This window comes from Pleomorphovibrio marinus (assembly GCF_003347495.1).
GTDB classification, from domain to species: domain Bacteria; phylum Bacteroidota; class Bacteroidia; order Cytophagales; family Cyclobacteriaceae; genus Pleomorphovibrio; species Pleomorphovibrio marinus.
The window spans coordinates 321,493-347,361 of the sequence record NZ_QCXY01000007.1; the positions used below are offsets into that span (position 1 = coordinate 321,493).

Below are 25,869 nucleotides of genomic sequence, written 5' to 3' on the forward strand. Positions count from 1 at the left end.
CTGAAACATGATAAAGGCGGAATTTAGCTCCCATACAAGGGAATTGAAAATAGAGGAGATCACATCTGATTTGGTAATTGTGGGCGGTGGTATGGCCGGGACTTGCTGCGCCATCTTGGCGGCCAGAAAGGGTCTAAAAGTCACTTTGGTACAGGATAGACCGGTGCTTGGGGGAAATGCCTCCTCTGAAATTAGGCTTTGGATTCTTGGTGCCACCTCCCATATGGGAAACAACAATAGATGGGCCAGGGAAGGCGGAGTCATTGATGAGATTCTGGTGGAAAACCTGTACCGTAATCCTGAGGGCAACCCCCTTATTTTAGACACCATTTTGATCGAAAAGGTAACGGCAGAACCCAATATCAGGTTGCTGTTAAATACTGCTGCCTATGAGGCTGAAAAGTCGGGCGACCACACCATTAAGTTGGTATGGGCCTTTTGCAGTCAAAACAGCACCAGATATAAACTTATCTCCCCGCTCTTCGCAGATGGTACTGGAGATGGAGTGCTGGGTTTTCTTTCCGGAGCCTCCTTCCGGATAGGAGCAGAATCCAAGGATGAGTTTGACGAACAATTTGCCCCAGACCATCAATTCGGGGAGTTACTTGGACATTCTCTCTATTTTTACAGCAAGGATACCGGAAAACCAGTGCGGTTTGTGGCACCCTCCTATACCCTGAAAACACTGGATCAATTGCCCCGCTTCAAATCCTTCAACTTAAAGCAACATGGGTGTTGGCTGTGGTGGGTGGAATACGGTGGCAGGATGGATACCATCCATGAGAGTGAAAAGATCAAATGGGAGCTATGGAAAGTAATTTATGGCATCTGGCATCATATCAAAAATTCAGGAGAATTTCCCGACATGGAAACCCACACCTTGGAATGGGTAGGGACCATACCTGGAAAGCGGGAGAGCAGAAGGTTTGAGGGAGATTTCATGCTTTCTCAGCGTGATGTTGTGGAACAGAGAGAACATTACGATGCCATCTCCTATGGAGGGTGGGCTTTGGACCTGCACCCTGCTGAAGGCGTGTATGGGGAGAAACCAGGCTGTACCCAGTGGCACAGCAAAGGGGTCTATCAAATCCCTTATAGAACCATGTACAGCAAAAACATCAGTAACCTCTTTTTTCTGGGACGGATCATCAGTGCCAGTCACGTGGCCTTTGGCTCCTCCAGGGTGATGGCGACCTGCGCCCATAATGCACAAGCTGTGGCCATGGCAGCGGTGATGTGCAAAATTAAAGGACTGCTGCCAAAAGAATTAGCCAAACCGGAATGGATAAAGGTGTTACAACAAAAACTGCTTGCTGAGGGACATTATATTCCCAAGATAGGCCTGAAAGATCCTGAGGAGTTGGCCGCAAAAGCCGAAATCAGGGTTTCCTCCACTTTGTCCTTAAAGGATCTTCCTTTTGACGGACCTTGGAAAAAGTTGGAATTCCAGATGGCCCAATTGCTGCCCGTCCCCAAAGGAAAGGTTCCCAGGATAAAGGTACAAGTAAAGGCAAAAGCTGCTACAGAGCTGCACGCAAAGTTGATGGTGGCCATTAAGCGGGAGAATTTTACACCCGAAGTGGTATTGGCCGAACAAAAAATTTCCCTACAGGCAGGCACGCAATTCTGTGAAATGGATTTTAACGCTGAACAGCAAGAGGACTCTTATCTGTTTGCGGCATTTATGGCCAATGAGGATATAGAGCTAAAATACTCCAACACCAGAATAACCGGGCTGCTTAGCTTACATCAAAAATTCAATAAGTCCGTAGCGGTAAGCAGCAGACAAGAACCACCAAAAGGGATAGGTATAGACAGTTTTGATTTTTGGCTGCCCGAAAGAAGGCCGCAAGGTCATAACCTGGCATTTTCATTGAGCCATCCCCTTCAGGTTTATGAAAAAGACGCTTTGACAAACGGTGTTTTCAGACCTACATTACAGCCAAATGCCTGGGTGGCCGATCCATCGCATAACCAGAATTGGGTTGAATTAAAGTGGGATAAAAAACAGAAAATAAGTAGGTTAAGATTATTTTTTGATACTGATTTTGATCATGCACTGGAATCCACTTTGTTGGGGCACCCTGAGTCAGAAATCCCCTTTTGCGTGAAAAGATTTAAAGTGTGCGATGGCAAGGGTAATAGCATTACAGAAGTGGAAGATAACCACCAAACCATTCACACCATAGATTTTCCAGAACCCCTGGAAACCGATTCCTTGAAAATTAGGATAAATCACCCCCACTCAAATATACCAGCTGCCCTATTTGGGATCACCTGTCATTCATCCAATGGCGAATCACTATGAAAAATTATAAATATACATTATCCTGTATTACGTTTTCATTGCTGTTGTTTTGTAGCAGCAGCCTTATTGCCCAACAGAATCTTTCTTTTTCGGGCACTGCTACTGCCAGTTCGGCAAGGTCGGCAAATCCCGCTGCTAATGCCTTGGATAATGAAGGGAAGACTAGCTGGAAGAGTGATGAAGGAGATGAACAGGCATGGCTGATGGTAAGGCTTCCAGGTGCCACGGAAGTAAAGAGTCTGGCCCTCAAACCTGGAGCAGAAAACCAATCCCTCCATGCACAATTCCAATATCTGCTAAATGGAGAATGGCGGAAGATTATGGATTTGGAACTGGCAGGTGAAGAAATCCTGGAGCTTGACCTTGAAAAACCCCTACTCACCGATAGGATAAGGCTGCAATCCATGGATGGCAAAGTTTTGGATCTGGCCATTCTTAATTTGATAGGTCAGTCCTACGAAGATGCATCAGTAGGTGAGGTAAAGAAAGTGCTTGTCAACCAAAGCGGGTATAACCTCCATCGACCCAAAGGATTTACCGCACCCGGGGTGGGGGATAAAACTTCTTTTACCATACATCCGTCAGGACAACCTGAAGAGCTGGTTTACGAAGGGGAGATAATGGGAGAAAAAGGGTATTTTCATGATTTCAACCCCAATAGCAAAGAAGAATTTGTGCTTAGTGTAGGAGAGGAGCAATCCTTTCCCTTTCGGATAGGCCCTTACTGGCTTGAAAGAATAAGCTATAGGCCAATGCTGGATTTTATGATGGGTGCCAGGCATTATGTGGGCAACATAAAAGAGAAGAGGCCCTTATCCTATGCCTGGAGGGATGGGGATTTTTTCAATTGGGCCATGCAAAGCCTGGTAGCCATGTACTTCTCAAATCCCAAAGCTTATGAGCGTATGGAGGTTACCGGAGTATACGTATCCAATGCCGATTTCCCCGAAGAAACAAAAGGGAAATGGGGGAAGTTGGACCCCTTTCCGGAACACACCCCCGATATAGTGCAGTTGATGCATTGGGACGCTGATGTAAAGGTCTCCCAACAATTGGATCATGAGATGCAAAAGGCAGAGTTGGCGCATTTTCTATATGCCTGGCCCAATCTATCGGAATGGCTTCCCCGGCAGAACTTTGATCAGGTGTACAAATTTGCCAGGGAGGTCTGGGAAAAAAGCAGCGTGTCCGATCACGCAACCTCACAATATGACACTAGTCCGGAACACAATCTTTTAGCCCTAAAAACCCAGTTGGGTACCACAAAAGGTGAAATGCCTCCCGGTTTCTCTATTATTCCCAATCTGATGATGTATGAGGTGGGTAAAAGGGAAGGTGATACCTGGGCAGAGAAATATTTCGATGCCGCATATAGGCAAATGGAATGGATAATCACCAATCTTGATTGGCAAGATCCCATGACTACTAAGGGCCAACGTATGTCTGAACATATCACCATGAGGGCATTTGCCTATTTTTATCACCAATTTCCAGACAGACACCCAGAAGGTCTAAAAGAAAAAGTAGAAAACTGGGCAAGTCTCATGGTCGCCAGGTCGGACAATCTGTGGGATTTCAGAAAATACGATGAAGACGAATGGACCCCACCCGGATGGAATGAAACAGGTAATATTTTGGGATTTCCCGCCGCTGTATTTTCAGCACTTTCGATAGTATCAAAAGACGACCCAAACCGGGATAGGTTGGAAACCATTGCATGGGCTCATTTTGAAAATGCTTTTGGTAGAAACCCCACTGGCAGGCAGTTTTCCTATAAGGGCCCTGAAGAAGTAGAAGGGGTGGACCTGGGCTGGTACAGCCGGCATAGAGGAGGGATAGGGTTACTGGATGAGCTACCCTTTGTCTTCGATGGCTCCCCAAAGAATTTCCATTATCCCAACCACCCCGAGGTGGGCAACCTGGGCTGGACAGAGGGCTGGGTACAGTTTAACACGGCCTATAATACCAGCATGGCCTATTTGGCCAACTATTATACCTCTTTGCGTATGGAGCAGCATGGAAATCAGCTTAGGATATCCATAGAGGTGCCATTGAATTTTGAATACAGGGATGAGGATAGCCTAGAACTTAACCTGGTGCATGAGAATGGAGACCTTCTTCCGGTAAGATTACATCAAAAAGACCCTTTTTCATTAGGATACGAGGCAGTTCTTGAAATCGACAACAACACACTCAGGTCAAATGGCCAACACCTAAAATGGCAAAAAGGGGAGGAGATTTCACTTGGTTATGGCTTTGGATTTATGCAGAAAACCGCTAACATCAAAAGAGAATAAATAGAAGCAATTTGTGTTAAGTTTGTTGGAGAGACTTCACCGGACATTCCGCTGATAGAGATTCGATAGTTCCCCAATGGAAAGGCAGCAGATCATAGAACAACTCATAGCCCAAGGTTTGCTCAAGGATATTAAGTCCATCCGCCAAAAACCCCTGGAAGGGGACGTATCTTCCGATATATTTTTAGTGTCCGACGGTACCACCCAACTCATCGTAAAACAAGCCTTGGAAAAACTAAAGGTGAAGGACGATTGGTATGCCGATACGGACCGGAACAGGGTAGAATATACCTTTATGAGGTATGTGCAAGCGTTTATGCCGGAGTCAGTTCCTAAGTTAATAGCTGCTAATGAAGAAGATGGCTATTTTGTGATGGAATACCTGGATGATTCGTATCGAAATTGGAAACAGGCACTTTTGGCAGGTATTTTTGATGGTGAAATAACCAGTAAAGCGGCAGGATGCTTGGCCCAGTTACATTCCCAAGCATTTAAAGACAGGAAGCTTAAAGAACTATTCCCGAAAAACGATTTTTTTTATAAGCTTCGGATTGAGCCCTACCTCATTACTACGGGAACCCGTCACCCAAAGCTGATTGACTATTTTTTTGAGGAGGCTGAGCGTCTGCAACAGCGGGAAATCACCTTGATTCACGGCGATTTCAGTCCCAAAAATATCATGATAGGGAAAAATCGTATTGTACTGCTGGATCATGAGGTGGCCTGCATTGGAGACCCTGTATTCGATATCGCCTTTCTGCTTAGCCACCTATTATTGAAAAAGCTTTACCTGGGAGCAAAAATGGGAGTATTACCAGATATTTCCAGGATTTTCCTGGCGCAATATGAGGCCAATTCCTCCCTTGAAAAGCTTGGGGTATCAGGGACGGGTATTGGTCGGTTGCTATTGTTGTTATTGCTCGCCAGGGTGGATGGCAAATCCCCCGTGGAGTACCTTGACGAAAATAAGCAAAATTTTGTGCGAACATTTGTTGCTAATAACTTACAAAAGGATAATGTTGCGTTTTCGAGTATAAATGATGAATGGAATGATGAAATCCAAAAACGGTTCAAACAAAATTAAGAGCATTGACGCATTTCAGGTGTTTGATTCCAGGGGAAACCCCACATTAGAAGCTGAGGTATTTCTGGAGAACGGGATTTCAGGAAGGGCAATCGTTCCCTCAGGAGCATCTACAGGGCAGTTCGAAAAGTTGGAATTACGGGATGGAGAGGTAAAACGTTTTAGGGGGAAATCTGTATTTCGCGCAATCGAGAATGTTCAAAACATCATTGCACCGGCAATGAAAGGGCTCAAGGTAGATGAGCAGGAAAGTCTGGATCAGCTTATGTGCAGGCTAGATGGCACCGCAAACAAACAGCACCTGGGGGCAAATGCCATTTTGGGTGTTTCCATGGCGATTGCCCGGGCCAATGCAAATGATCAGGGTATTCCGCTTTTTGAGTCCCTGACCGGGGGTGAGGGGAGCTTGCTACCGCTTCCGGAGATCCAGATTATCGGCGGCGGGGCACATAGCGGGGGACGCATTGATATACAGGATTTTATGATCATTTGTACGAGTGCCCAAACCTACTCCGATTGCCTGGAAATGACGTTCAATGTTTACCATACCTGTGGGGAATTGTTGGCCAGCAAGGGGCTGCTTTCTGGATTGGCCGATGAAGGGGGCTATTGGCCCAATTTTGAGAAAAATGAGGATGTATTTGACATTCTTCTTGCATCCATTGAGAAGGCAGGTTATCTCCCTGGAAAGGACATACACCTTTCCCTGGATATTGCTGCCTCCGAACTTTACAAAAGTGGCAGGTATCATCTGCAACTTGAAGACCGCTCCCTCAGTCCTGAGGAATTTTACCAATTAATAGCAGGCTGGTGCCGGGCTTACCCGATCATTTCCATAGAAGACCCTTTTGAGGAAAGCGACACGGATAATTGGAATAGAATCACCACGGAATTTGGGCATGCAGTACAGATAGTGGGGGATGACCTGTTTACTACTGATATTGAGCGTGTTCAAAGTGGGTATAACCATCAACTGGCCAACAGTGTGCTTATCAAGCTGAACCAAATCGGGACGGTTTCCGAAACCCTTGCCTGTATCCGGCAAACCCAGGAATACGGTTGGAGCCCTATTGTTTCTGCACGCTCGGGCGAAACGGAAGATGCATTTATTGCGCATTTGGCGGTGGCATCGAATGCCGGGCAGTTAAAAGTGGGGTCCTTTGCCCGGTCCGAACGCATGGTAAAATGGAATGAGGTAATACGTATTGAGCGGGAACTGGGCTCAGCCGGGAACTTTGTCGGCGTTAAAACTTTTCCTTTTCATCGGTAGAGGTTTTCGTATTTATGGGGAAGAAGGGATCGAGCAGGGAAAGATAGAGTTGATATTAAATGGGTTTAAAAAAGGCCTTAGTGATGATTTTATTTCCAAAATTATAAATTTTAAACCGGAAGGTTCACCCATCACAAAAGAAGAACTGGCAGCCAGGGCGGAAAGCTCGGAAAAGGACATCAGGGAAGGCCGTGTAAAAACCTCAAATCAGGTAAGGGAAGAAATGAAGAACTGGTAGTCCAAGGAAGTAAGATTTACGGAGTGGGCAGAAAATTGCCTGAAAGAGGTTTACAACCATTGGCAGGACCATGAGCATGGACCTGAAGAACCCGTACGCATCTCCCATGGTATTGATAGGAAACGAGTAAGACCCCGGTACCTTCTTTCACAAGATGGCGGATCATCCCACCTGCCTTTAAGACGCTCTCCTCATCCATACCATCAAAAGTCTCATCTAAAATCAAGTATGCTGGTTTGTTATGCAGGATTGTACATACCTCCACCATAAACAAAACTCAATTTTAGAGGGGTTATAATATGCTAGGAACGTATGCCAACATTGTTCGGAATATCCACCCATTGGGTAAATTTATTCACTTTTACCTTTGTGGATAAATTTTTGATATATAATTAATGTAAAAATTAAAAATAAACTCACTGCAAAAAATATCCTAACTTTCATGCTTGTTTGATAACTTTCAGTTAATGAGAAATAAATCCCGGTTGAGCAAAAAATAAAAATAAATATAAATATAATTTTCTTCATTTTTTTATAATTCAATACCTATAGGATCACTGTATTTTTCAATGATCGTAGTAAAAGATTAAGATTGGCTAATAGAATATCCAATACAACCTGCAGTAATTACTCCTCCTGCTATACCACCTGCCCATCCAACAGGGTTACAAAAATTGGCAGCAACACCCGCCCCATAAACTAGTGCAGCAGCCCCAAATTCTGTGCAAAATTCATTTATATAAATCTTCCACAAAAATTTTCTTCTAATTTATATAATTCTAGAACTTCATTTCATTAAAAATTAACAAGGTTTTCCGTATTGATTAATTATTTTAATCCCAAGGGTTGCTACCGCTAAGCCAGAAACAAACCCTATTCCATTCGAAATCCATGGCTGAGGTGACTTCGTCCAGAATCAGGATTTTAGATTTCCTGACAATGGCTCTAGCCAATTCTACTACCTGATGCTGACCTCCTGATAAATTTCTACCCTCCTCTCCACATAGGGTTAAAACCCCTTACTGCAAAGCTTCAAAAATAATCCACCACCCCATTTCCTGAAGTTGTTTGGCAGTTGATTCTATTAGCCATGACCAATGGAATGTTCATAGAAACACATCAGCAATCATCCTATTTCAAATATACTTTAGTTTTCGACAAATTGCCTTGTTATTATAAATCAAATCCTTTACTTTAAAAAAAAAGAATATATGAAATCGAGCCTGCCTGGATGGCAGTCAGGCATGAGGCGAACCTCACACGGAGGGATGGTTATCAATGCGAGATTCCCCGAAGCAAGTTCCCCGAAGCGAGTTCGGGGCAGGCAGGGGCAGGGTCCCCGACTTACAGTGCGGGACAAGTTCCCGAAACAAGTTCGGGACAGGTAATGAACGCTGAAAAAAAATATAAACACATGAAACTTTCCTACGTCCGATACTTATTAGTTAGACTGCTTCTCAGCAGTAGTATTTTTTTGGCATCCACTTTTTTCTGCTACTCCCAATCGCTATCCCCCACGGACTTCATCATCATGGAAGGGGAGAGGTTGCTTACAATAAAGTCCAAGTTACAGGAAGTAAATAAGGATAAAAGGGATTCGGCACTTAGTATTTTGATCGAACAAGCAGAGGAACAATTAAAATCAGGGCCATATACGGTGGTCAACAAAAAGCAGGTGCCCCCAAGCGGAAGTAAAAATGACTATATCAGCATGGGTCCCTATTGGTGGCCAGATCCGAATAAGGAGGATGGGCTTCCCTATAATAAGAAGGGATGGGGAGGTAAATCCAAAAATAAGCAAGCCTCCTATCAGTACCAGGAGACTTGCTACATTGAAAAAGTAACTTCTAGTTTTGAATTAAATACTGGACGGAAGGCTCGAGAAGTGTGAAAACGGCGAAAATGATATATTATAGGGTAACATGGACAAAATAAACATTAAAAATTGTTCACTTTAAGTTCAAATATATGTCAATATGAATTTAGAAACAGAAAAGAGTCATTGATCAAGCAGGTTGAACAGCTAAGCGGCGGTAAAACAACACCATTTGCTGGGGTGACAAGAAACTTTAACAAGCAAATAAAATGTTTACCTTTATGATTACTATGAAAGCAACAGACATAAAACAGGAATTAAGGACGCTGATTGAGAAGGAAAATGACCTTCATGTGTTAGAGGCCATTAAAACCTTACTTGTTAAGTCCAGTTTAGATCAGGTCCTTAAAGAAAAACTCACCTCTAGGGCCAAAAGAGCTGAAGAAGATATCCGGGCAGGCAACTTATATTCAAGGGAAGAGTTAGAGAAGAAGATGGACGACAAGCTGGGTCTATGAGGGTAGTTTATACTGAGCAATCCTTTGAAAGCCTGGAGGAATCCATACAGTTTTTGCTGAAGGTCCAAAAAGTTCCTTTAGAAAAAGTAGTAAAGATCAGAAACCAATTACTGGACAGGGCAGATGGTCTGATCACTAATCCCCACATAGGCCAATATGAGGAATATCTGATGCATTTGGGAAAAGGGCATAGAAGGGTAGTGGAAGGCTATTTTAAGATCATTTACCGGATAGAGAGTGGATGCGTCTACATAACAGATTTTTTTGATTCACGGCAGGATCCGGAAAAGATGAAAGGATAATCATCAGTACGAATCCACCCCGAGACCTGCGCAAGCCACCCGGCCCCCCGACCTGGGATGCCCCCCGAGCTATCGGGGCCATTGGGATGACCTTTAAAAAAACAAAATATAAAAAGATGACACCTTCCTCCTTTCAATTTCTACTTTATATACTGCTTCTCAGCAGTAGTATTTTTTTGGCATCCACTTTTTTCTGCTACTCCCAATCGTTATCCCCCACGGACTTCATCATCATGGAAGGGGAGAGGTTGCTTACAATAAAGTCCAGGTTACAGGAAGTAAATAAGGATAAAAGGGATTCGGCACTGAGTATTTTGATAGAACAGGCAGAGGAACAATTAAAATCAGGGCCATATACGGTGGTCAACAAAAAGCAGGTGCCCCCAAGCGGAAGTAAAAATGACTATATCAGCATGGGTCCCTATTGGTGGCCAGATCCGAATAAGGAGGATGGGCTTCCCTATATCAGAAGGGATGGGGAGGTAAACCCAGAATATTATGACTATACGGATACGGAGCAGCTTGAAAAGCTTATGGAAGCGTTAAAGATACTGTCTGTAGCCTACTTTTACACCGAGGAGGAAAAATACGCTTCACACGCCATTTCGCTGTTTAGAACCTGGTTTATAGCCCCTGAAACCAAGATGAACCCACACCTCAAATTTGGGCAGCGAATTCCCGGAATTACGGAAGGACGTCGCTCGGGTATCATTGATACCCGAAGTTTTGTACTTCTTCCCGATTACGTCAGGTTATTGAGTACTTCCACTCATTGGGATACTGGTGAGGAAGAAGTATTCAAGGAGTGGATGGCGGATTTTGTCCACTGGCTTGTCAATAGCGTACACGGAAAGGAAGAAGCCGTCCATGGAAACAACCATTCTACCTGGTATTTCACCCAAATTTTACCGATGGCACTTTATCTGGGTCAGGGGGAAAGAGCGGATAGTTTGGCAACCGCTGGATTTCCCATCATTATGGAAGAAATGATAGAAGAGGACGGAACCCAGCCAAAAGAACTTGGCAGGACCCGCACCTGGGACTATAGTACCATGAACCTATTGGCCATGTTTTATTATGCAAGGGCAAATGAGCATCTAGACAAGGACCTGTGGAATTACACCAATCAAAAAGGAGGGACTCTTAAGGCTGCCTTGGATTATCTGGTACCCTATGCGGATGGTAAAAAAGAATGGCCTCACAAGCAAATCACCCCTTTCGAAAATGAAATTGCCAAAATTTGTCTAAACATCGGTACACTGAAATTCGAAAATAAATCCTATTTTGAGGTGTCCCAGGCCATCAATTCTCCGGAACATGATTTTCACTATTTGGATGTGCTTTATCTGCTTCCATAGGTTCGGAACTTTGGGATAGCTCATCCTATTGGTCAGATTAGCAGTAACTTAGGAAGTTTATATCCATTCTGGGTAATAGAGGGCTTGTCAGACTTTTTTGAGCAAATTGGCAACATTCACGGTCACACTACCAGTTGACTTTCGTATTTGGAGCATGGTCAATGCAGTCAAGTTGTTGCATAAAATTTAGCATCAGTAGGCAATGAGTCTGGAATCCCTGCTTTTTTCAAGGTTTAGCTTACCAACACTTTTTTGAAACTGTAGTCGGGAGCCTTGTTTGATCTCACCTGATACGCTTTCCAGGTAGCTGTACACCTGTATTTCACTGTTTTCAGCATTTAATTGAAGGTTATTTAAACCTTGAAGCCTGGCATTGGCTCCTTCTGATGCAGTTAGTTCCAACTGGTCTACCTTGAACAATTTATGGCTTGTTTCCAATTGGCCTGCATAAAGAAAGACTTTCAAACTGTCTTGTGCGAAATCATCTATTTTTATTTTATTGCTGCTTTCTACAATCACCGTTTCGATGTTTCTAACCTTCAATACGGCATGATTCATTCCCTTTCTTTCCAAACATCCGGGTCACGATGGGTACTCAGTATAGCCGATACAATGACCAGCTTTTGTTCATCATCTACAATAAAGTGAATCATATAAGGAAAAGTGTCCAGAAGGGATGTGCGAGTGTCTTTGTAGCGGATGGCAAAGGCTTTAGGGTTTTGCCGGATGAAGTGTACTTTTTTTCGTACATGCTGGGTGAAACGTTTGCCAAGCCCAAGCTTTCGATCATTGTACCATTTAGCACCTTCCTTGATGTCCTGCTTGGCCTGGGGAAGGATGATAGACTTGTACATCAAAGATCCTTCTCAATCTCATCCATAGCCTGGTCAAAATCCACCGCCTGATCAGGGTTCTTTTTGTAGTCCTTTATACGCTGATCGATAATCTCCTTGTGCCAGTCTGGAATCTCCAGGTCTATGTCTTTATATCTGGACTTTATATTGTTCCATTCCTGGATCGGGATGAATACCCCGGTGGTCTGACCTTTATCGTCTGTGATGTATTGTAAGCTCATGATCTCATATTCTCGTCCTTGATGACAAATGAAATGTAACCGTTGAGATATTCCAAAGAGAAGCCCCTTGCTCCTGCTATCTTTTTTCCATCTCCACCGATGGGGTCATTTTATTAGGTTCATACTTGGCGGTTATGGCTGTAGATGTACCCCCAATCTTGCCTAAGTCGTTGCTGTTAACCTCTTTTAAATTTCTCAACTCTACTACTTTATTGTCAAAATCCATACTCATAAGTGAAGGATTTGACAAAGGATTTTCTTTATTAACAAAATTACGACATCAAAAAGTTAAAAACAACCCCTACTAGCGCAAGTCCCTGCCTTTCTTGTGGCCAGGTGTGATTTACCTGAGGAAAAGGTTTATTATATCTTGATGGGTAAGGGTTTGTTGCAAAAGTTAAGTACACCTCTTAATCTACGAAGTCGCATTTTTTAATTCGGAAATTTTATCTGATATAATTTTTAATTGATTTTCTTTGCTTTGGCCTATTTTCTCTTTCATTTTATGAATATTATTTCTATAAATGGCATTTTTTTCGACCAAAATTTTTAATTTTTTTCCAAGTTTATAAGCTCCATCGGATTTTATACTTCCGGCTTCCCCAATTTGATGGTACACACATCTTGCTGCATTTCCAGGCTGATCCCATCGATCCGTCAATGGACAGATCAGCATGGGAACACATTCATCGATGCATTCTTTTATTGAGTTTAATCCTCCATGGGTAATCATTACTGTACAATGTTTCAAAACATATAGCTGTGGGACTTTCTTAAATAAAGAAACATTATTAGTTAACGAAGGTAAAAAATTAGACTCAATATGTTCTCCAATGTTTAGGATGAATTGATAACTTTTATAGATAGAAGCCAGTTTTATCATTTTTTTAAGGAATATTTTACATCTTTTTTCAAAGTTAGAACTAACGGTACCTAATGAGCAATAAATTATCGGTATATTTTTTTTAGTGCCAAATTTTAGTACACTTTCCAATCTCTTTTCAATAGTAGAGTATATATTTAATTTTGGTAATTCTTCAAAATAAAAATAGGAATTTTGTTTTGGATCACCTTTAAAATCAAATGCTCTAGGATATAGGGCAATTATAGGTAGTTCAACAATACCAATTCCGAGACATCGAGATTCATTCATGGAATATTTACTTTTTGAATAAAGTTTGTTTGTAAACTTTCTATTAGTGTTGCCAATGCAAGAAATCTTGGTGCCCAATCTTGAAAAATATTTTTTTATACCTAAATATTCCCACAGAAAATTACAATAAACCTTAGACCATAGATTTGGTTTAGGAATAAAACTGAATTGAAAAGGTGGAATGTTATGTCGTCTTTCTGGACTAATCATTGTCGTGGCCAGCAATATGGGGAGTTTAAATTGTTCATAAAAAAATGCTTTAGACGCATAATGGTCATCTAGAATGATTACATCTGGACATATCTGATCTACAATCTTTTTATACATTAACGTACAAGCTTCAAATCGTTTTTGTAAAGAGATATGACGGTTCTCGTATAGACAACTTAAAAAAAAATGAAGTATCCCTTTCTCAACTAATTCAGCTTTTTCAGGGATAAAAATAATAGATGGCACTTCCAAAAATTCAAATCCTTCGCTTTCGCATAACCTTTTAAAAGTTGTTTCGCCCAAGAATACTACCCTATACTTCATCTTATTCCTTAGCCAAACAGCAAAATTCATCATTCCATTAAAATGTCCTGAAGCTGGGTAAGGATCTATGATATAAGTAAATGCATGAGAAGCTTGATTTTTAGTGGTTAAATTTTTTTGCTTGGTCATTTTTTCTTGTAAATATTTATACTTTTATATATTAAAAATATATAAAATTTATTTTTTGGAATAAAAAATTCACTAGCAAGTAGTAAAATCAACAATAATCTTTCTAATTTACACTTCTCTTAAATAGGGTTTGATATTGAAAAACTCTAGAACCTCGAACTTCTTTTTACCTAAAATTAATGGGTTGGAAGTAGCCTGGATTATATCTTACAGATTTAACAGATAATATGTGGAAAATCCAGTTGTGTGGCTTATTCACCCAATAAATGATCCCGAAGCAACAGTTCCTGTGCCAGTTGCCAAGATTGAACGGACTGTACGTTCATGATTTTACCTTCTTCCAACTTTGCGACCTTTTCGGCAAGCTTTTGGATCAAATGGTTTTGATGGGAAACGAGTAAGACCCCGGTACCTTCTTTCACAAGATGGCGGATCATCCCACCTGCCTTGAAGACGCTTTCTTCATCCATACCATCAAAAGGCTCATCTAAAATCAAGTATGCTGGTTTGTGAACCAGTGCTCCCGCAAGCGAAACCTTTTTTTTCATGCCCTTGGAATAGTCGGCGATTTTTTTTCGATCGGTGGGTAAGTCAAAGAATTTAACCAGCTCCATAGCTCTGTGTTGACTGGCCTTTTTTTCCAATCCATACAGCATCCCCACAAAATTAAGGTAGTTGAGCGCACTGAAGCCCTCTACAAAAATCGGCTGGTCAAACACAAACCCTACCCTCCTTAACACAGCATGGTACCGGGTGCCAATGGGCACTTCGTCGATCAGTACCGAACCGGCATCTATTGGAATTAAGCCTGCAATCGCCTGCACGAGGGTGCTCTTTCCACAGCCGTTTTTACCTATCAATGCCGTGATTTCACCCGGCAAAATCTGAAGGCTGACTCCTCTTAATACGGCTTGCCTCCTAAAGCTCTTATGAATCTCTCTAATATGGATCATTTGGAATATAATTTTTGTTCATATAGCCTGCCACTTTCATGGGAAGGAAATACCAAAGTCCCAACAGCATAAACCAAGCTAACAATGACCAAGTAAAATGTTCAAATCCGACCACTATCCAAGCCAAAGCTCCCAAGACCACCACAAAAACAGTTGACAGCAGCACCCACCCACTGCCGAGAAGCCTCGGTTGTCCGCTGTAAAAACTGTAGACCGCCATTGTCTGGGTATAGATCAGAGACCAAACTAGTACCCCATTGAAGTATACTATTTGGGAAAATACTAGCTCGAGGGAAATTCCAGGCTTTCCTATATGGAGCACAGCAAGGGCAATAAAATTAATGCCATTAAGTACCATGAAAATAAAAGTATCTAGTTGCCGTAGGATTGACAAAAAATCACTTCCATAGGATCTATAGATCACATAAATGCCATGTGTAGGAAGATAGGCCTCTAATATCGCTCTTACCATAAACCCTAGCATCACAAGGACTGGAACAAAGGGGTTGAGAAAGTAAAAGGGCAAAGCCACCAAGCCGATCAATAATGCCTTTAGCAGAAACCCCTCCGAAATACTCATGCCTGATAGTAACCTGAACATCATCCGCTGCTAGAAGAATCGGTTAAAATCATTGAACTCCACAATAAATGGCTTTTGTTGTCGACCTACATTGTCTTTGGTAAGAAAGAGTAAAAGACTGCCCATGAAAACAATTAAAGTAACCAACATACCCAGGCTCCAATTAGCTTGGTACCAGAGATGCCATCGGGCCTGAAGATCAACCTGATTGCCACTTTCGAGAATTCTAAATAGGAAAAACCTGGTATTTGCCATACAAAAAGTCAAAATCAAAAGATACACATATTTATAAATGACTCTTATCACTTTTTTCCTAAGACTTTGCTCCAATAGAGCGATGTCCAGTGAAGTAAATCCGGCATAAAAGACAAAGAGGACCGCCAAATCCACTAGTGGCATCGGAGAATTGAAAACCAAGATAATCCCAAACCCAACAAAAAGTGTCAGCTTAAGGCCGAGCAGATCACACAAAAAAACAAATACTCTCTTTTTAACACTATCTATACTCCATGGAAACAGGTGTATGGGATCCAAATAGGCGGAAGAATGGAATTTAGCCTGACTATATAAAATCAAACAAATCAATAAAGCAGAATAAAAGTAGAAATATCCAAAATGTTGCGTAAGCTCATATATAAAAAAAGAAGCAATAAAAAAGAAAGGAATAATGAATGGCACCACCCAGCCAAAAAGGATCAGTTTTGTAGGAATGCAAAGCTGGACCTTTAACACCTGAATAGCAAGATTACAAATTAGTCGGTTCTTCATATAAAAATTATATTAAAAGGATATTAATTATTTAATTACCATAGTTGAAATCAACTTCCATGAAAATAAAAGTTAACAAATAAAATTCTTGTTTTAATTATTTGAGCGGGATATCCATCCATTTGGTAAACTTATTCACTTTTACCTTTGTGGCTAAATTTTTGATATATAATTAATGTGAAAATTAAAAATAAACTCACTGCAAAAAATATCCTAACTTTCATGCTTGTTTGAAAACTTTCTGTTAATGAGAAATAAATCCCGGTTGAGCAAAAAATAAAAATCAATATAAATATAATTTTCTTCATTTTTTTATAATTCAATATCTATATGATCACTGTATTTTTCAATGTTCGTAGTAAAAGATTAAGATTGGCTAAGTGAATATCCAATGCAACCTGCAGTAATTACTCCACCTGCTATACCACCTGCCCATCCAACAGGGTTCCAGAAATTGGCTGCTACACCCGCCCCATAAACCAAGGCTGCAGCCCCAAATCCTGCGCAAAATCCATTTATAAATCCTCCAGCAGATTTTTCTTCTAATCTATTTATTTCTAGAGCTTTCATATCATTAAATTTAACAAGGTTTTCCGTATTGATTAATTATATAACCCCCAAGGGTTCCCACCGCTAAACCAGCAACGAAACCTATTCCACCACCGAATATTGTTCCAGCTGTTGTTGCTCCAGCCATAAAACCAAGCCCATTACTAGCGCAAAATGGTAGCGCACCCCCACTCACTATTTCTATTTTTTCAATACTTAACTCTTCCATAATGAATTCAAAATATTTGATTGAAAATTTATTTAACTTGATCAAATTTAAACCTATGTCGGTGAAATAATCTTTCACCCAATTAACTTTTTTTAAGAATGCATAACTTTTTTCGGTCTTGCGTTGAAATATATCTTTTTTTACCGCTAATCTCTACTCTTACATTCCAATTCGGTAAAAATATAACTTTTGCTACTTTTGCAATAACAAATATCCCTTTCAAGGGCTAATCTCAAATCATCCAAAATTAAAAATATCATTCTTTTTGATACCCCAATTTTTTTAGATAACTCTCCGGGACTTCCGGTCTTTTTCTTTTCAATCAATTCAATTAACAACTTGGTACGTTCATAATACTTCAAACCTGCCATATCACTTCCTGTTAAGTTCAAAAACATTCTGACAAAACTTACTCAATAAGTTATTTTCTTGAAGAAGAACTGTCGGACTTCCAATACTAGAAATTTTACCTTGATCCAAAATCATAACTTCATCCATACCTACTGCCAAAGTTGGCTGATGGGTAATCAATAGGAGTGAAGAAAGATGATGGTTCAAATATTCCTTCACCAATTTAAATACCCTATCTTCTGTCTCGAAATCCATGGCTGAAGTAGCTTCGTCCAGAATCAGGATTTAAGGTTTCCTGACCATGGCTCTAGCCAATCCTACCATCTGACGCTGTCCTGCTGATAAATTTCTACCCTCCTCTCCACATAGGGTTAAAATCCCTTGCGGTAAAGCTTCAAAAAAGAACCACCACCCCATATCCTGAAGTTGTTTGGCAGTGGCTTCTATTTCTTCATTAATATTGCTTAAAGCGATGTTGTCCAAAATTGTACTGTTGAATATTTTTTCTCTTTGATTGACAACACCAATTTGGGCTCTCCATGTATTTATATCCCACTCCTTTTCCATCAAAAAAGGCATCTCAATACTTCCTTGTTCAGGTGAATAAAATCTTTGGATTAAATCTACAAGGGTACTTTTTCCGCTACCTACAGGCGCAAATAATGCCAAGCTTTTCCTTTCTCTCAAATGAAAACTGATATCGTTGATAATGGCTTTTCTTCCTGGATAACGAAACACAACATTTTTTACCGCCAATAAACAATTTTTATCAGCTTCATTTTGATGTAAAGCAGTAAAATATTCTTCATTTTGGTTTATCCCGGCAATTTCATGCATGCGATCAAATGCGACTTTGGCTTCCTGAAATTGAATGTTGGCGACCACTAACCCGGCTGTCGCAGGAATAATAGAACTTCCTACCTGAATTACTGCCATCAATTCTCCCAATTGCAATTGCTTTTGAAAAATTAGAATGACTCCTATTCCAAACAACAGACTAGTGAAAACTGCTACAATTACCTGTGTGAAAAAGGAAAATTTATTTCTTAAAACACTCAAATCATAGTCTTTCTCTTGATAATGGGTATAAACCTGATTAATCCTATGCTGAAAAACCTGCTCCTTCCCATAAGACTTCATCACTTGAATTCCTGTAAGGCTGTCAATATATTGATTTTCATTGAGTGCATGGGCTGACATCACTTCTTTGTGCTTATCAATAATAGGCTGATGATACTTCCATCCTACATAAAGAAATACGGTAATTCCGGCAATACAAATCCCCCCAATGATCAGGGATTGGTAAAAAACAAAAACCAATGAGACCACGAGAACCAGGAAGTTAATAATAACAGTTCCGGTGATTAATGAAACAGTATTTTTAATGCGCAATGAATCATTCATTCTGGCAATGAGATCTCCGGTGCTGAAGCCCTGAAAATATCTCATGGGCAAATTCAATATTTTACCAATAAAAGAAGATACGATCCTGATGTTCAAATCTCTACCTTGCATCGCCATAAAGATCCCCTGAAAATATCCTATTAGGGATCTGAACACCAACAGTAAGCCTAAAAAAATCACCCCTAAAACCGCTTTATCAAAGGCTTGGTTGGGGAGAAAATCATCAATTAACTTCTGGGAAAAAATCGCAGTGGATAGTCCTGTAATGGCCATAACAGTGCCCAAAACAGCAGCTACTATTAAAATTGGTATATCCTTAGAAATAATAGAATTGAACCACTCCATTTTGGAATTAGATTCATTTTTATCCGTCCGAAAATTTTCGGTAGGTGTCATTTGAAGCAAAATTCGTGACTTCCATACATCACTTAAAACATTTTCCTCCATAGAGATAATCCCAAATCCAGGATCACTCAACCAAAATCGAGATCCATCATATCCAAAACAAACCATATAGTGTTCTCTTACATTATCAAGAACTACATGTAGAATTACAGGCCTTTCTTGCTTCTTCAGGTGCGGGATTTCTGCTTCAAACCCTTTCCCTTCAATACCAATTTCTTTAGCTGCTTGAATCAATCCAAGCAATGTGGTACCTGAAAAAGTAGTTCCACTAATTGCCATCAACTTTTCCTGCTTAGCCTCGCCTCCATAAAATTTAGAAATGGTACTCAAACAAGCCAATCCGCAAGCAAATTCTCCGATTTGGTTAACGTAGAACCTTTTCAACGTGGATGGTTTCACCTTCATGGTTTCTCCTCCTTTCCGTTAAGTAGTTTCCCCAGAAGAATATCCATTTTCACGGGGCCTTGGTGAATAGATATCAAATCAGCATTTTCACCATAGCAAAAATTAGTAGGAACCGACTTTATCCCTAAAAATTCCGAAAGTCGCATTTCATCATCCCAAGCTACTTGGAAATTCAATTCTGATACGAAGGGAAAATCTTTATAAATATCCTCTAGTTCTGAAAGCTCTTGTGAACTGGCCAACAAGACTTTAACTTTCTTAAATTCACTTATTCGCTCATTTATAGCATTTAATTCAATCCTGCATATTTCACAGGTAGAGTTAAAATACACAATCAAAAATGGGCTTCCTTCCGCATAGTTTGTAAGCGAAATAACTTCCCCACCAATTGTTTTCAAGATCAAATCAGGAATGGTTTGAACCTGTTCTTTTATTATGGCTATTTTTTTTGCTTTTTCCTGGTACTTTCTAGCTAATAAGCCAATCAATCCCAAAAAAATAAATGCTATAGCCAATAGGATTATCTTTTTTGCCATCGATCAAGTAAAATTTAAGGTTAAAAACATTATCAATATCAGCCAAAATGTAATTGAAAACAGGTATGATCCCAAAACCACTTTTGAACTATTGGCTTTTCCTATTTCTACCTCTTGGTTAAAAAAATAAACCAATAATAGACAGTAAAAAACCTCAAATAGATTTAGAAGCTGCAACGGATAATACCATATAGATTGGATGCTTTTAAAGTCCATTAAACTCAGGACAGAAAGGGGATAAAATAATGAAAACTCACTGTATGTAAAATTGTAAAATGCTCCAAAAATAATTTTGACAATTCCTGCTACGATTAAAATGCTTTCTGCCATTACTGCTACATGAAACAAAGTCCACAATTTGACACCTTGATGCAGGTTAGCAAAGAAGAGTCCGCTATAAAGCACAAGTGCTATCAAGAAACATTTTATGGACAATAGCAAAAATGTAAAAAGAATAGAAAATTTGTTCCAATACTTAAAGTCCTCAATCAACGCAATAAGAACATTTTCAGGAATTTCAAACTCTACCTGATTTACCATATCCCTTAACAGCATGGCCTCCATGTCCAATGCCAATAAAGCGGCTAAAAAAAGCTCAAATGAATAAAACAGTAGCAGAAGAAAAACCTTCATAAAGGTTCAGTTTAAAGTTAAAAGATTACTTCTAAAAAGTTTATGACTGGAACAATAGGTGTGTTAAAGTAAAAAAAATAAAATTAAAATTCAAATTTTTAAAGACCTAGAATATATAAATGCGTTCCATTATTCAACAAAATAACCAAATAAAATATCAAATAACTGGCCCATAACCAAAGCCGTAACACAATTTTATGAGAAACATCAGATTTTGCAGTATAAAATACTTTTTTTTTATTTTAAAAAAAATAAATTACAAGTTAGACTTTAGCATAAGAAACTGATCTACAACTAGTTTGGTGCTTTTCTATCAACCTCAAATTCCATAAATCTGGAAAACTGTTTTTTTTTCGTCGCTGATAATAAATCCTTTCTGCTTGTCTTTTATCAGGGTTTGGTAATTCTCCTATTCAATTTGCAATAACCTGGACGGTATGAGGAGTTACTTTTTCCAGGTAGCCACTGAATATGACGGTAGTTATTGCTATATAATTTTTTTTAATTTTCTTTACAGCAGATTTTTGAGGTGCATCTTTTTTATATTAAATATATGCAATCCTATTACGACCGTTGGGACAGGCCGGTGCTCTCCCAGGACGGCGAACAGCGGCTTGGCAACCAGTGGGCGTATGTGAAATACGACATCCACAACAGGCCGGTGATCACAGGGGTGATCACCACCGCCACTTCAAGGGAAGGCCTCACGTCGGCGGTGGCCAATTCCAGCACCAGGGATGAGATAAGAAACGGCTCCTCCACGGGCTACACCATGAACAGGACCTACCCCGTCTCGCCGGGGGAAGCCAGTATTTTAACCATCACCTATTATGACAATTACACGTTCAGGACAAACACTGGCTGGTCCAACAACAACGGCGTTTATGCCTTTTCGCCCGAACCCGGTTACCCGGACCAGCCCGACCTAAACGGCGTGAAGGGGCTGGTCACCGGCCATAAAAGCAGGAACTTCGGCCCTGGGTCGCCCCAGTGGATCTACAGCGTGACCTACTACGACCAGGAGTACCGCCCCTTACAGCAGGTGACCCGGCACCCCATCGGAGGTACCACGCGCAGCACCTACAAGGTATCCTATGCCGGGGAAACGGAAAAGACCCTGGACAGGTACACCTATACCTGGGGCACCACCCTGGTGGAGAAGCGATTCACCTATGACCACGCAGGAAGGCCTCTAAGGGTGTACCACAGGGTGGACTCCGAACCCGAGGTGCTTCTGGCCCACTACGCCTACAACGAACTGGGCCAGGTGATGGAGGTGACGCACCACAGCCGGAACGAGGGTGGCACATGGCTTTATAGGGCTCTGCCCTCCCATACCATACAAGGCTGGACGGATGAGATCCGCTACCTATACGCCAACAACAACCAGGTCTTCCGGCAAAAGCTCGACTACAACAAGAACAGCGGCACCTCCAACGACACCCGAGTGGACGGGCTTATCACGGCCAACCAATGGAAGCACTACGGTTCGGAGCCGGAACGGGCCTACAACTATGACTACGACACGCCAAAGAGGCTGACCGCAGCCACCTACCGGCAGAAAAGCGGCTCTTTGTGGACGGAAAACAACCTCTACACCGAGAACAACATCGGCTACAGTGCCAACGGCAACATTCAGACCCTGAACAGGTACAGGGAAAAGGCTGGCTCGGCCGCCAGGATAGACCAGTTGGCCTATAACTATACTGGCAACCACCTCTTTTCCGTGACCGACAACGCACCCTCTGCCCACAAGGCCGATGGGTTCTTGGATGGGAACCCCTCGGGTGACGACTATGCCTACAACGCCAACGGTTTCCTGACCATGGACCTGAACAAAGGGATCACAGGGGTGAGCTACAACCTGCTTGACCTACCGGAGGAGGTCAACCTGTCGGACGACCGCGAGCTCAGGTACTTTTACGGCCCTTCGGGCAACCTGCTGATCGCCCAGTACCTGGTGCCCGGTGAGGACACCAGGGTACGTCGGTACGTGGGAGACCTGGTGTTTGAGGGCAACGAACTCACCGAGATCCGCCATGGCTGGGGGCGTGTGCTTACGGAGGGTCAGCACCGGTACCAGTACAACCTGACCGACCATCCCGAAACGAGTTCGGGACAGGCTCTAGGCAGCACCAGGGTGGTGCTTCAGGAAGACCCTGCCAACTTCGCCGTCATGGCCACCTTCGAGCCGGAGGGCCTGGAGGAAGAGTCCATACAGTTTATGGACTACGATAGCGGTACCAGGATCGCCTCGGAACTGTTTGACCATACCGGCACGGGTGAGACGGGCTATGCCCTTAGGCTCTCCGACGGCATGACCGGCCCGGCGCGATCAGTGAGCGTATTACCTGGCGATACCGTAAGAATAGGGCCGAGCGTGAAGAAACAGTCCGGTAGGACGGAGCGTAAAGAATTAGTCCCTTAGGACTAATTTAGCGACGGGCCGGATTGCAGGGATGATTTTAGCGAGGAGCCGGGCTGCGGGGAGCATGGCAAATACCTTGATCTGCGGGAGGCCAAGGTGAACCCCGCCCTGATGGCCATAGCCCTTTCCCTGGCTGGGGTAAGCCCGGGCAGCCTCGGGGTGGACGGTAACCTGTCCACGGCGGCAGGCAGTTGGGGAACTGCGGACCAGGGTCTGACAGGACTGCTGGTGGGCAAGGAAAAGCGTGGGTATGCCCCGCCCGCCTACCTGAACTACCTGTTTTTCGACAAGGAGATGAACTATAAGTACGGCGGCTATACCCAAATGACGGAGGAAGCGTATGAGGACGGCACCAACCGGGAGCATGAAAGATTATATTAGGACCGAGCGTGAAGAAACAGTCCGTTGGGACTGTTTTAGCGAGGGGCCAGGTTGCGGGGGGCTGGCAGAAGAACCGGGATATTTCTATATTTACTTGTCCAACGATGGAGTCGAAGGAGGAGAAGCTTTTTTCGATGACTTTACTGTACTTAACCTGGAGAGCTACATCGTCCAGCAGACTGATTACTATCCCTACGGGTTAATAGCCAGGAACTTTGTGAGGGAGGGGGAGAAGGAGACCTTGGATCTTTTCCAAGAGGATCGAGCGTGAAGAAACAGTCCGTTGGGACTGTTTTAGCGAGAGGCCGGGTTGCAGGGTGGGTATGAGGAGCTGACGGGATGGTATGACTTCCATGCCCGGCAGTACGATGCTGCGCTGGGGAGATGGTTTGGGGTGGATCCGCAGGACCAGTTTGCCAGCCCTTATCTGGCGATGGGGAACAACCCAGTGATGATGGTGGACCCGGATGGGGAACTGGCGTGGTTTGTTATTCCTGTAATAGTTGGCGCAGTAACGGGAGGAATAAATGTGGCCACAAACTGGAGTGCCATTCAGGCAGCAGGAGGGGGATGGGGTTCATTTGGTACTGCCGCAGCCAGTTTTGGAGTTGGTTTCGCAGCAGGAGCTGGTGCCACACTAGGAGCCGGAGCGGCTGCTCCAGCATTGACGGCTGCAATGGGAACAGGTGCAGCTTCCGGGGCTGCTTTGGGAGCCATTGGAGGTGGAATTAGCGGCTTTACCCTAGGGGCAGGCAACACTTGGATGAATGGGGGAGGTTTTTACAATGGACTTGGTGCAGGGATGGCCGGTGCTGGTATTGGAGCTTTGGCAGGAGGAATAACAGGAGGAACATTCAGTGGTGTCAAGTCTCTGATACAAGGTAAAAACTTCTGGACAGGACTTCCAAAAGCGGGATCTGGATATAATTATTCAAATTATGATCTTGGTGTCGAGCGCCCAAAACTGGGGACTGATTTTCCAAAAAGGGAGCTTCCGAGAATTGATGGCCCGCTAAATAGGGTAAGCCCAAATCCGGGTGGTAATCCGGATATAGGCAATATCCGGATTGACCTGGAAATGGGTAGGGCTGCCAATATGAGAATATCACAAGCTGATAAGTCTATTTTTACAGTTACTAGAGAAGGTATTGTTTTACCAAAAGGAGCAAAAATCCCGGCCCAATTTATAGAAAATCCTTATCGAAGTTCAAGTTATGGACTAATTAAAAACGGAAAGTTTATTGAAACATTAAGAATCGATCCACCAACACCAGCGGGTATGAAAGGGCCAAATTTCAGTCATTTTCACTTAAATGGTAGCGGTGCTCATTTAACAAAAAATTGGCCGTGGTGGTAAACTAAAAATATAATAAACATGAGATTTAATGATTTTATTTGGCATGATGCAGTTATAAAGAAAATAGAAATCGATAGAAATAATCCAGGAAACAATGACACTATTGTGTTTAATATAAGGTGGCCGGAAAACAATAGAGATTCTTTTATTGCATTACAAGAGGTTTATTTTGCAAAAATGGACTTAAATTTTGGAATAGTAGCAGATGAAACTATTTCACATGCTGTAGAACTTGAAGAGAGTGATCAAGATTTAAATAATATTTATTCAAAGTGGAGAGGGATAATTGATGATAAGAAACTAAAGGTATATAAGTTTAGTTTGAATTCGACTGGAAGCAAAATTAAAATCATTGCAAAAGGATTTAGAGAGTATAAATTGTAGTTGCTTTTAAGAACAAAGGTCAGGGCAGGTTCGATGACTTCAAGATTCTTAAGCTTGAAAGTAATACGTCTAGCAGACGGATTATTTTCCATCCGGTTTGGTAGCCAAGAATTTTGTTCGTGAAAATGAAAAGGAGACCTTGGACCTATTTGAAGAGGACCGAGCGTAAAGAAACAGTCCGGTGGACTGTTTTAGCGAGGGGCCAGGTTGCAAGGCAGGTACGAAGAGCTGACCGAATGGTATGATTTCCATGCGAGGGAGTATGATGCGGCTTTAGGAAGATGGTTTGGCGTGGATCCGCAGAACCAGTTTGCAAGTCCTTATCTGGCGATGGGGAACAATCCGGTGATGATGGTGGATCCGGATGGGGAGTTTGCGGTGACAGCAATGATTGTCGGGGCTTTGGTACTTGGTACCGGAAATC

The 25,869-nt window shown here is 42.1% G+C and carries 31 protein-coding genes and 1 pseudogene; 15 read left to right on the forward strand and 17 right to left on the reverse strand.

Annotated features, from left to right (window positions below; translation table 11 throughout):
* Positions 1 to 7: 7 nt before the first annotated feature.
* The 5 genes from DB520_RS17835 to DB520_RS17855 all read left to right on the forward strand — a co-directional run bounded on the left by DB520_RS17835 (position 8) and on the right by DB520_RS17855 (position 7,197).
* Positions 8 to 2,308, forward strand: a complete 2,301-nt coding sequence (locus DB520_RS17835) for an FAD-dependent oxidoreductase (protein WP_114751121.1) — start codon at positions 8 to 10, stop codon at positions 2,306 to 2,308.
* Positions 2,305 to 4,605 (forward strand): discoidin domain-containing protein, encoded by a 2,301-nt coding sequence (locus DB520_RS17840; protein ID WP_114751122.1) that lies wholly within the window; start codon positions 2,305 to 2,307, stop codon positions 4,603 to 4,605. Before DB520_RS17835 ends, DB520_RS17840 begins: the two co-directional genes overlap by 4 nt.
* A 76-nt stretch (positions 4,606 to 4,681) precedes the next feature.
* Positions 4,682 to 5,689 carry a phosphotransferase family protein gene (locus DB520_RS17845; protein ID WP_114751123.1) on the forward strand — a complete coding sequence of 336 codons (1,008 nt, stop codon included), beginning with the start codon at positions 4,682 to 4,684 and terminating at the stop codon, positions 5,687 to 5,689.
* A complete protein-coding gene (eno, locus tag DB520_RS17850) occupies positions 5,655 to 6,959 on the forward strand; it encodes a phosphopyruvate hydratase (protein ID WP_198675384.1) in 1,305 nt (434 codons plus the stop codon). The genes DB520_RS17845 and eno overlap by 35 nt, the downstream gene beginning before the upstream one ends.
* A complete protein-coding gene (locus DB520_RS17855) occupies positions 6,925 to 7,197 on the forward strand; it encodes a hypothetical protein (protein ID WP_114751124.1) in 273 nt (90 codons plus the stop codon). The genes eno and DB520_RS17855 overlap by 35 nt, the downstream gene beginning before the upstream one ends.
* 16 nt (positions 7,198 to 7,213) lie before the next feature.
* Here the strand turns inward: DB520_RS17855 and DB520_RS17860 are convergent, their stop codons facing one another.
* Both DB520_RS17860 and DB520_RS27285 read right to left on the reverse strand, forming a co-directional pair.
* Positions 7,214 to 7,465, reverse strand: coding sequence for a P-loop NTPase family protein (locus DB520_RS17860; protein ID WP_114751125.1), 252 nt, complete (start codon positions 7,463 to 7,465; stop codon positions 7,214 to 7,216).
* Between the two features lie 565 nt (positions 7,466 to 8,030).
* A pseudogene (locus DB520_RS27285) lies at positions 8,031 to 8,189 on the reverse strand (ATP-binding cassette domain-containing protein); the annotation flags it as partial.
* Positions 8,190 to 8,428: 239 nt separating this feature from the next.
* On the opposite strand from DB520_RS27285, the gene DB520_RS17870 reads away from it, so the two are divergent.
* The 4 genes from DB520_RS17870 (at position 8,429) to DB520_RS17885 (ending at position 11,191) form a co-directional block, all read left to right on the forward strand.
* Positions 8,429 to 9,088, forward strand: coding sequence for a hypothetical protein (locus DB520_RS17870; RefSeq protein WP_114751126.1), 660 nt, complete (start codon positions 8,429 to 8,431; stop codon positions 9,086 to 9,088).
* A 215-nt stretch (positions 9,089 to 9,303) separates the two neighbouring features.
* Entirely contained in the window at positions 9,304 to 9,531 is a 228-nt protein-coding gene (locus DB520_RS17875; RefSeq protein WP_114751168.1) for a hypothetical protein, read from the forward strand.
* A complete protein-coding gene (locus DB520_RS17880; protein WP_114751127.1) occupies positions 9,528 to 9,833 on the forward strand; it encodes a type II toxin-antitoxin system RelE/ParE family toxin in 306 nt (101 codons plus the stop codon). Before DB520_RS17875 ends, DB520_RS17880 begins: the two co-directional genes overlap by 4 nt.
* Before the next feature lie 116 nt (positions 9,834 to 9,949).
* Entirely contained in the window at positions 9,950 to 11,191 is a 1,242-nt protein-coding gene (locus tag DB520_RS17885) for an alginate lyase family protein (protein ID WP_157972157.1), read from the forward strand.
* 192 nt (positions 11,192 to 11,383) lie between these two features.
* On the opposite strand, the gene DB520_RS17890 is transcribed toward DB520_RS17885, so the two are convergent.
* The 15 genes from DB520_RS17890 to DB520_RS17955 all read right to left on the reverse strand — a co-directional run bounded on the left by DB520_RS17890 (position 11,384) and on the right by DB520_RS17955 (position 20,895).
* Positions 11,384 to 11,749, reverse strand: a complete 366-nt coding sequence (locus tag DB520_RS17890; RefSeq protein WP_114751129.1) for a hypothetical protein — start codon at positions 11,747 to 11,749, stop codon at positions 11,384 to 11,386.
* Positions 11,746 to 12,045: a type II toxin-antitoxin system RelE/ParE family toxin gene (locus DB520_RS17895; protein WP_114751130.1), complete on the reverse strand. Its 300-nt coding sequence runs from the start codon at positions 12,043 to 12,045 to the stop codon at positions 11,746 to 11,748. The genes DB520_RS17890 and DB520_RS17895 overlap by 4 nt, the downstream gene beginning before the upstream one ends.
* A complete protein-coding gene (locus DB520_RS17900; protein ID WP_114751131.1) occupies positions 12,045 to 12,266 on the reverse strand; it encodes an addiction module protein in 222 nt (73 codons plus the stop codon). The genes DB520_RS17895 and DB520_RS17900 overlap by 1 nt, the downstream gene beginning before the upstream one ends.
* A 76-nt stretch (positions 12,267 to 12,342) precedes the next feature.
* Entirely contained in the window at positions 12,343 to 12,498 is a 156-nt protein-coding gene (locus DB520_RS26780) for a hypothetical protein (RefSeq protein ID WP_157972158.1), read from the reverse strand.
* A gap of 183 nt (positions 12,499 to 12,681) precedes the next feature.
* Positions 12,682 to 14,082, reverse strand: coding sequence for a glycosyltransferase (locus DB520_RS17905; protein ID WP_114751132.1), 1,401 nt, complete (start codon positions 14,080 to 14,082; stop codon positions 12,682 to 12,684).
* A 251-nt stretch (positions 14,083 to 14,333) separates the two neighbouring features.
* Positions 14,334 to 15,035: an ABC transporter ATP-binding protein gene (locus tag DB520_RS17910; protein WP_114751133.1), complete on the reverse strand. Its 702-nt coding sequence runs from the start codon at positions 15,033 to 15,035 to the stop codon at positions 14,334 to 14,336.
* Entirely contained in the window at positions 15,022 to 15,615 is a 594-nt protein-coding gene (locus tag DB520_RS17915; protein WP_157972159.1) for a hypothetical protein, read from the reverse strand. The genes DB520_RS17910 and DB520_RS17915 overlap by 14 nt, the downstream gene beginning before the upstream one ends.
* 30 nt (positions 15,616 to 15,645) lie before the next feature.
* Entirely contained in the window at positions 15,646 to 16,383 is a 738-nt protein-coding gene (locus DB520_RS17920; protein WP_114751135.1) for a hypothetical protein, read from the reverse strand.
* Positions 16,384 to 16,749: 366 nt separating this feature from the next.
* Positions 16,750 to 16,953 carry a hypothetical protein gene (locus DB520_RS17925; protein ID WP_114751136.1) on the reverse strand — a complete coding sequence of 68 codons (204 nt, stop codon included), beginning with the start codon at positions 16,951 to 16,953 and terminating at the stop codon, positions 16,750 to 16,752.
* A gap of 10 nt (positions 16,954 to 16,963) precedes the next feature.
* Positions 16,964 to 17,239 carry a hypothetical protein gene (locus DB520_RS17930; RefSeq protein ID WP_157972160.1) on the reverse strand — a complete coding sequence of 92 codons (276 nt, stop codon included), beginning with the start codon at positions 17,237 to 17,239 and terminating at the stop codon, positions 16,964 to 16,966.
* A gap of 68 nt (positions 17,240 to 17,307) precedes the next feature.
* Positions 17,308 to 17,532, reverse strand: coding sequence for a hypothetical protein (locus tag DB520_RS17935; protein ID WP_114751138.1), 225 nt, complete (start codon positions 17,530 to 17,532; stop codon positions 17,308 to 17,310).
* Position 17,533: 1 nt separating this feature from the next.
* Entirely contained in the window at positions 17,534 to 17,767 is a 234-nt protein-coding gene (locus DB520_RS17940) for an ABC transporter ATP-binding protein (RefSeq protein WP_114751139.1), read from the reverse strand.
* Positions 17,768 to 17,797: 30 nt separating this feature from the next.
* Positions 17,798 to 19,726, reverse strand: coding sequence for a peptidase domain-containing ABC transporter (locus DB520_RS17945; protein WP_114751140.1), 1,929 nt, complete (start codon positions 19,724 to 19,726; stop codon positions 17,798 to 17,800).
* Positions 19,723 to 20,262 carry a peroxiredoxin family protein gene (locus DB520_RS17950; protein WP_114751141.1) on the reverse strand — a complete coding sequence of 180 codons (540 nt, stop codon included), beginning with the start codon at positions 20,260 to 20,262 and terminating at the stop codon, positions 19,723 to 19,725. The genes DB520_RS17945 and DB520_RS17950 overlap by 4 nt, the downstream gene beginning before the upstream one ends.
* Before the next feature lie 3 nt (positions 20,263 to 20,265).
* The gene (locus tag DB520_RS17955) at positions 20,266 to 20,895 is read right to left on the reverse strand and encodes a hypothetical protein (RefSeq protein ID WP_114751142.1); all 630 of its coding nucleotides are present in this window, start codon (positions 20,893 to 20,895) and stop codon (positions 20,266 to 20,268) included.
* Between the two features lie 553 nt (positions 20,896 to 21,448).
* On the opposite strand from DB520_RS17955, the gene DB520_RS17960 reads away from it, so the two are divergent.
* From DB520_RS17960 to DB520_RS17975, 6 genes are all read left to right on the forward strand, one after another.
* Positions 21,449 to 23,323 (forward strand): RHS repeat domain-containing protein, encoded by a 1,875-nt coding sequence (locus DB520_RS17960; protein WP_114751143.1) that lies wholly within the window; start codon positions 21,449 to 21,451, stop codon positions 23,321 to 23,323.
* A gap of 111 nt (positions 23,324 to 23,434) precedes the next feature.
* Complete coding sequence (locus DB520_RS27290) at positions 23,435 to 23,704, forward strand: hypothetical protein (protein WP_232835047.1); 270 nt, start codon at positions 23,435 to 23,437, stop codon at positions 23,702 to 23,704.
* Complete coding sequence (locus DB520_RS27295; protein WP_232835048.1) at positions 23,688 to 23,975, forward strand: hypothetical protein; 288 nt, start codon at positions 23,688 to 23,690, stop codon at positions 23,973 to 23,975. Before DB520_RS27290 ends, DB520_RS27295 begins: the two co-directional genes overlap by 17 nt.
* 39 nt (positions 23,976 to 24,014) lie before the next feature.
* On the forward strand, positions 24,015 to 25,061 hold the full coding sequence (locus DB520_RS27300; protein ID WP_232835049.1) for an RHS repeat-associated core domain-containing protein: 1,047 nt from the start codon (positions 24,015 to 24,017) through the stop codon (positions 25,059 to 25,061).
* Between the two features lie 18 nt (positions 25,062 to 25,079).
* Entirely contained in the window at positions 25,080 to 25,445 is a 366-nt protein-coding gene (locus DB520_RS17970) for a hypothetical protein (RefSeq protein ID WP_114751144.1), read from the forward strand.
* Positions 25,446 to 25,652: 207 nt separating this feature from the next.
* The coding region (locus tag DB520_RS17975; protein ID WP_317047770.1) for an RHS repeat-associated core domain-containing protein at positions 25,653 to 25,869 on the forward strand (217 nt) is incomplete at its 3' end.

Coding starts and splice junctions, on each gene's coding strand:
- DB520_RS17835 (WP_114751121.1), top strand. CDS start 8: ATGATAAAGGCGGAATTTAGCTCCCATACAAGGGAATTGAAAATAGAG.
- DB520_RS17840 (WP_114751122.1), top strand. CDS start 2,305: ATGAAAAATTATAAATATACATTATCCTGTATTACGTTTTCATTGCTG.
- DB520_RS17845 (WP_114751123.1), top strand. CDS start 4,682: ATGGAAAGGCAGCAGATCATAGAACAACTCATAGCCCAAGGTTTGCTC.
- eno (WP_198675384.1), top strand. CDS start 5,655: ATGATGAAATCCAAAAACGGTTCAAACAAAATTAAGAGCATTGACGCA.
- DB520_RS17860 (WP_114751125.1), bottom strand. CDS start 7,465: ATGGTGGAGGTATGTACAATCCTGCATAACAAACCAGCATACTTGATT.
- DB520_RS17870 (WP_114751126.1), top strand. CDS start 8,429: ATGGCAGTCAGGCATGAGGCGAACCTCACACGGAGGGATGGTTATCAA.
- DB520_RS17875 (WP_114751168.1), top strand. CDS start 9,304: ATGAAAGCAACAGACATAAAACAGGAATTAAGGACGCTGATTGAGAAG.
- DB520_RS17880 (WP_114751127.1), top strand. CDS start 9,528: ATGAGGGTAGTTTATACTGAGCAATCCTTTGAAAGCCTGGAGGAATCC.
- DB520_RS17885 (WP_157972157.1), top strand. CDS start 9,950: ATGACACCTTCCTCCTTTCAATTTCTACTTTATATACTGCTTCTCAGC.
- DB520_RS17890 (WP_114751129.1), bottom strand. CDS start 11,749: ATGAATCATGCCGTATTGAAGGTTAGAAACATCGAAACGGTGATTGTA.
- DB520_RS17895 (WP_114751130.1), bottom strand. CDS start 12,045: ATGTACAAGTCTATCATCCTTCCCCAGGCCAAGCAGGACATCAAGGAA.
- DB520_RS17900 (WP_114751131.1), bottom strand. CDS start 12,266: ATGAGCTTACAATACATCACAGACGATAAAGGTCAGACCACCGGGGTA.
- DB520_RS26780 (WP_157972158.1), bottom strand. CDS start 12,498: ATGAGTATGGATTTTGACAATAAAGTAGTAGAGTTGAGAAATTTAAAA.
- DB520_RS17905 (WP_114751132.1), bottom strand. CDS start 14,082: ATGACCAAGCAAAAAAATTTAACCACTAAAAATCAAGCTTCTCATGCA.
- DB520_RS17910 (WP_114751133.1), bottom strand. CDS start 15,035: ATGATCCATATTAGAGAGATTCATAAGAGCTTTAGGAGGCAAGCCGTA.
- DB520_RS17915 (WP_157972159.1), bottom strand. CDS start 15,615: ATGAGTATTTCGGAGGGGTTTCTGCTAAAGGCATTATTGATCGGCTTG.
- DB520_RS17920 (WP_114751135.1), bottom strand. CDS start 16,383: ATGAAGAACCGACTAATTTGTAATCTTGCTATTCAGGTGTTAAAGGTC.
- DB520_RS17925 (WP_114751136.1), bottom strand. CDS start 16,953: ATGAAAGCTCTAGAAATAAATAGATTAGAAGAAAAATCTGCTGGAGGA.
- DB520_RS17935 (WP_114751138.1), bottom strand. CDS start 17,532: ATGGCAGGTTTGAAGTATTATGAACGTACCAAGTTGTTAATTGAATTG.
- DB520_RS17940 (WP_114751139.1), bottom strand. CDS start 17,767: ATGGATTTCGAGACAGAAGATAGGGTATTTAAATTGGTGAAGGAATAT.
- DB520_RS17945 (WP_114751140.1), bottom strand. CDS start 19,726: ATGAAGGTGAAACCATCCACGTTGAAAAGGTTCTACGTTAACCAAATC.
- DB520_RS17950 (WP_114751141.1), bottom strand. CDS start 20,262: ATGGCAAAAAAGATAATCCTATTGGCTATAGCATTTATTTTTTTGGGA.
- DB520_RS17955 (WP_114751142.1), bottom strand. CDS start 20,895: ATGAAGGTTTTTCTTCTGCTACTGTTTTATTCATTTGAGCTTTTTTTA.
- DB520_RS17960 (WP_114751143.1), top strand. CDS start 21,449: ATGCAATCCTATTACGACCGTTGGGACAGGCCGGTGCTCTCCCAGGAC.
- DB520_RS27290 (WP_232835047.1), top strand. CDS start 23,435: ATGGCCATAGCCCTTTCCCTGGCTGGGGTAAGCCCGGGCAGCCTCGGG.
- DB520_RS27295 (WP_232835048.1), top strand. CDS start 23,688: ATGAAAGATTATATTAGGACCGAGCGTGAAGAAACAGTCCGTTGGGAC.
- DB520_RS17970 (WP_114751144.1), top strand. CDS start 25,080: ATGAGATTTAATGATTTTATTTGGCATGATGCAGTTATAAAGAAAATA.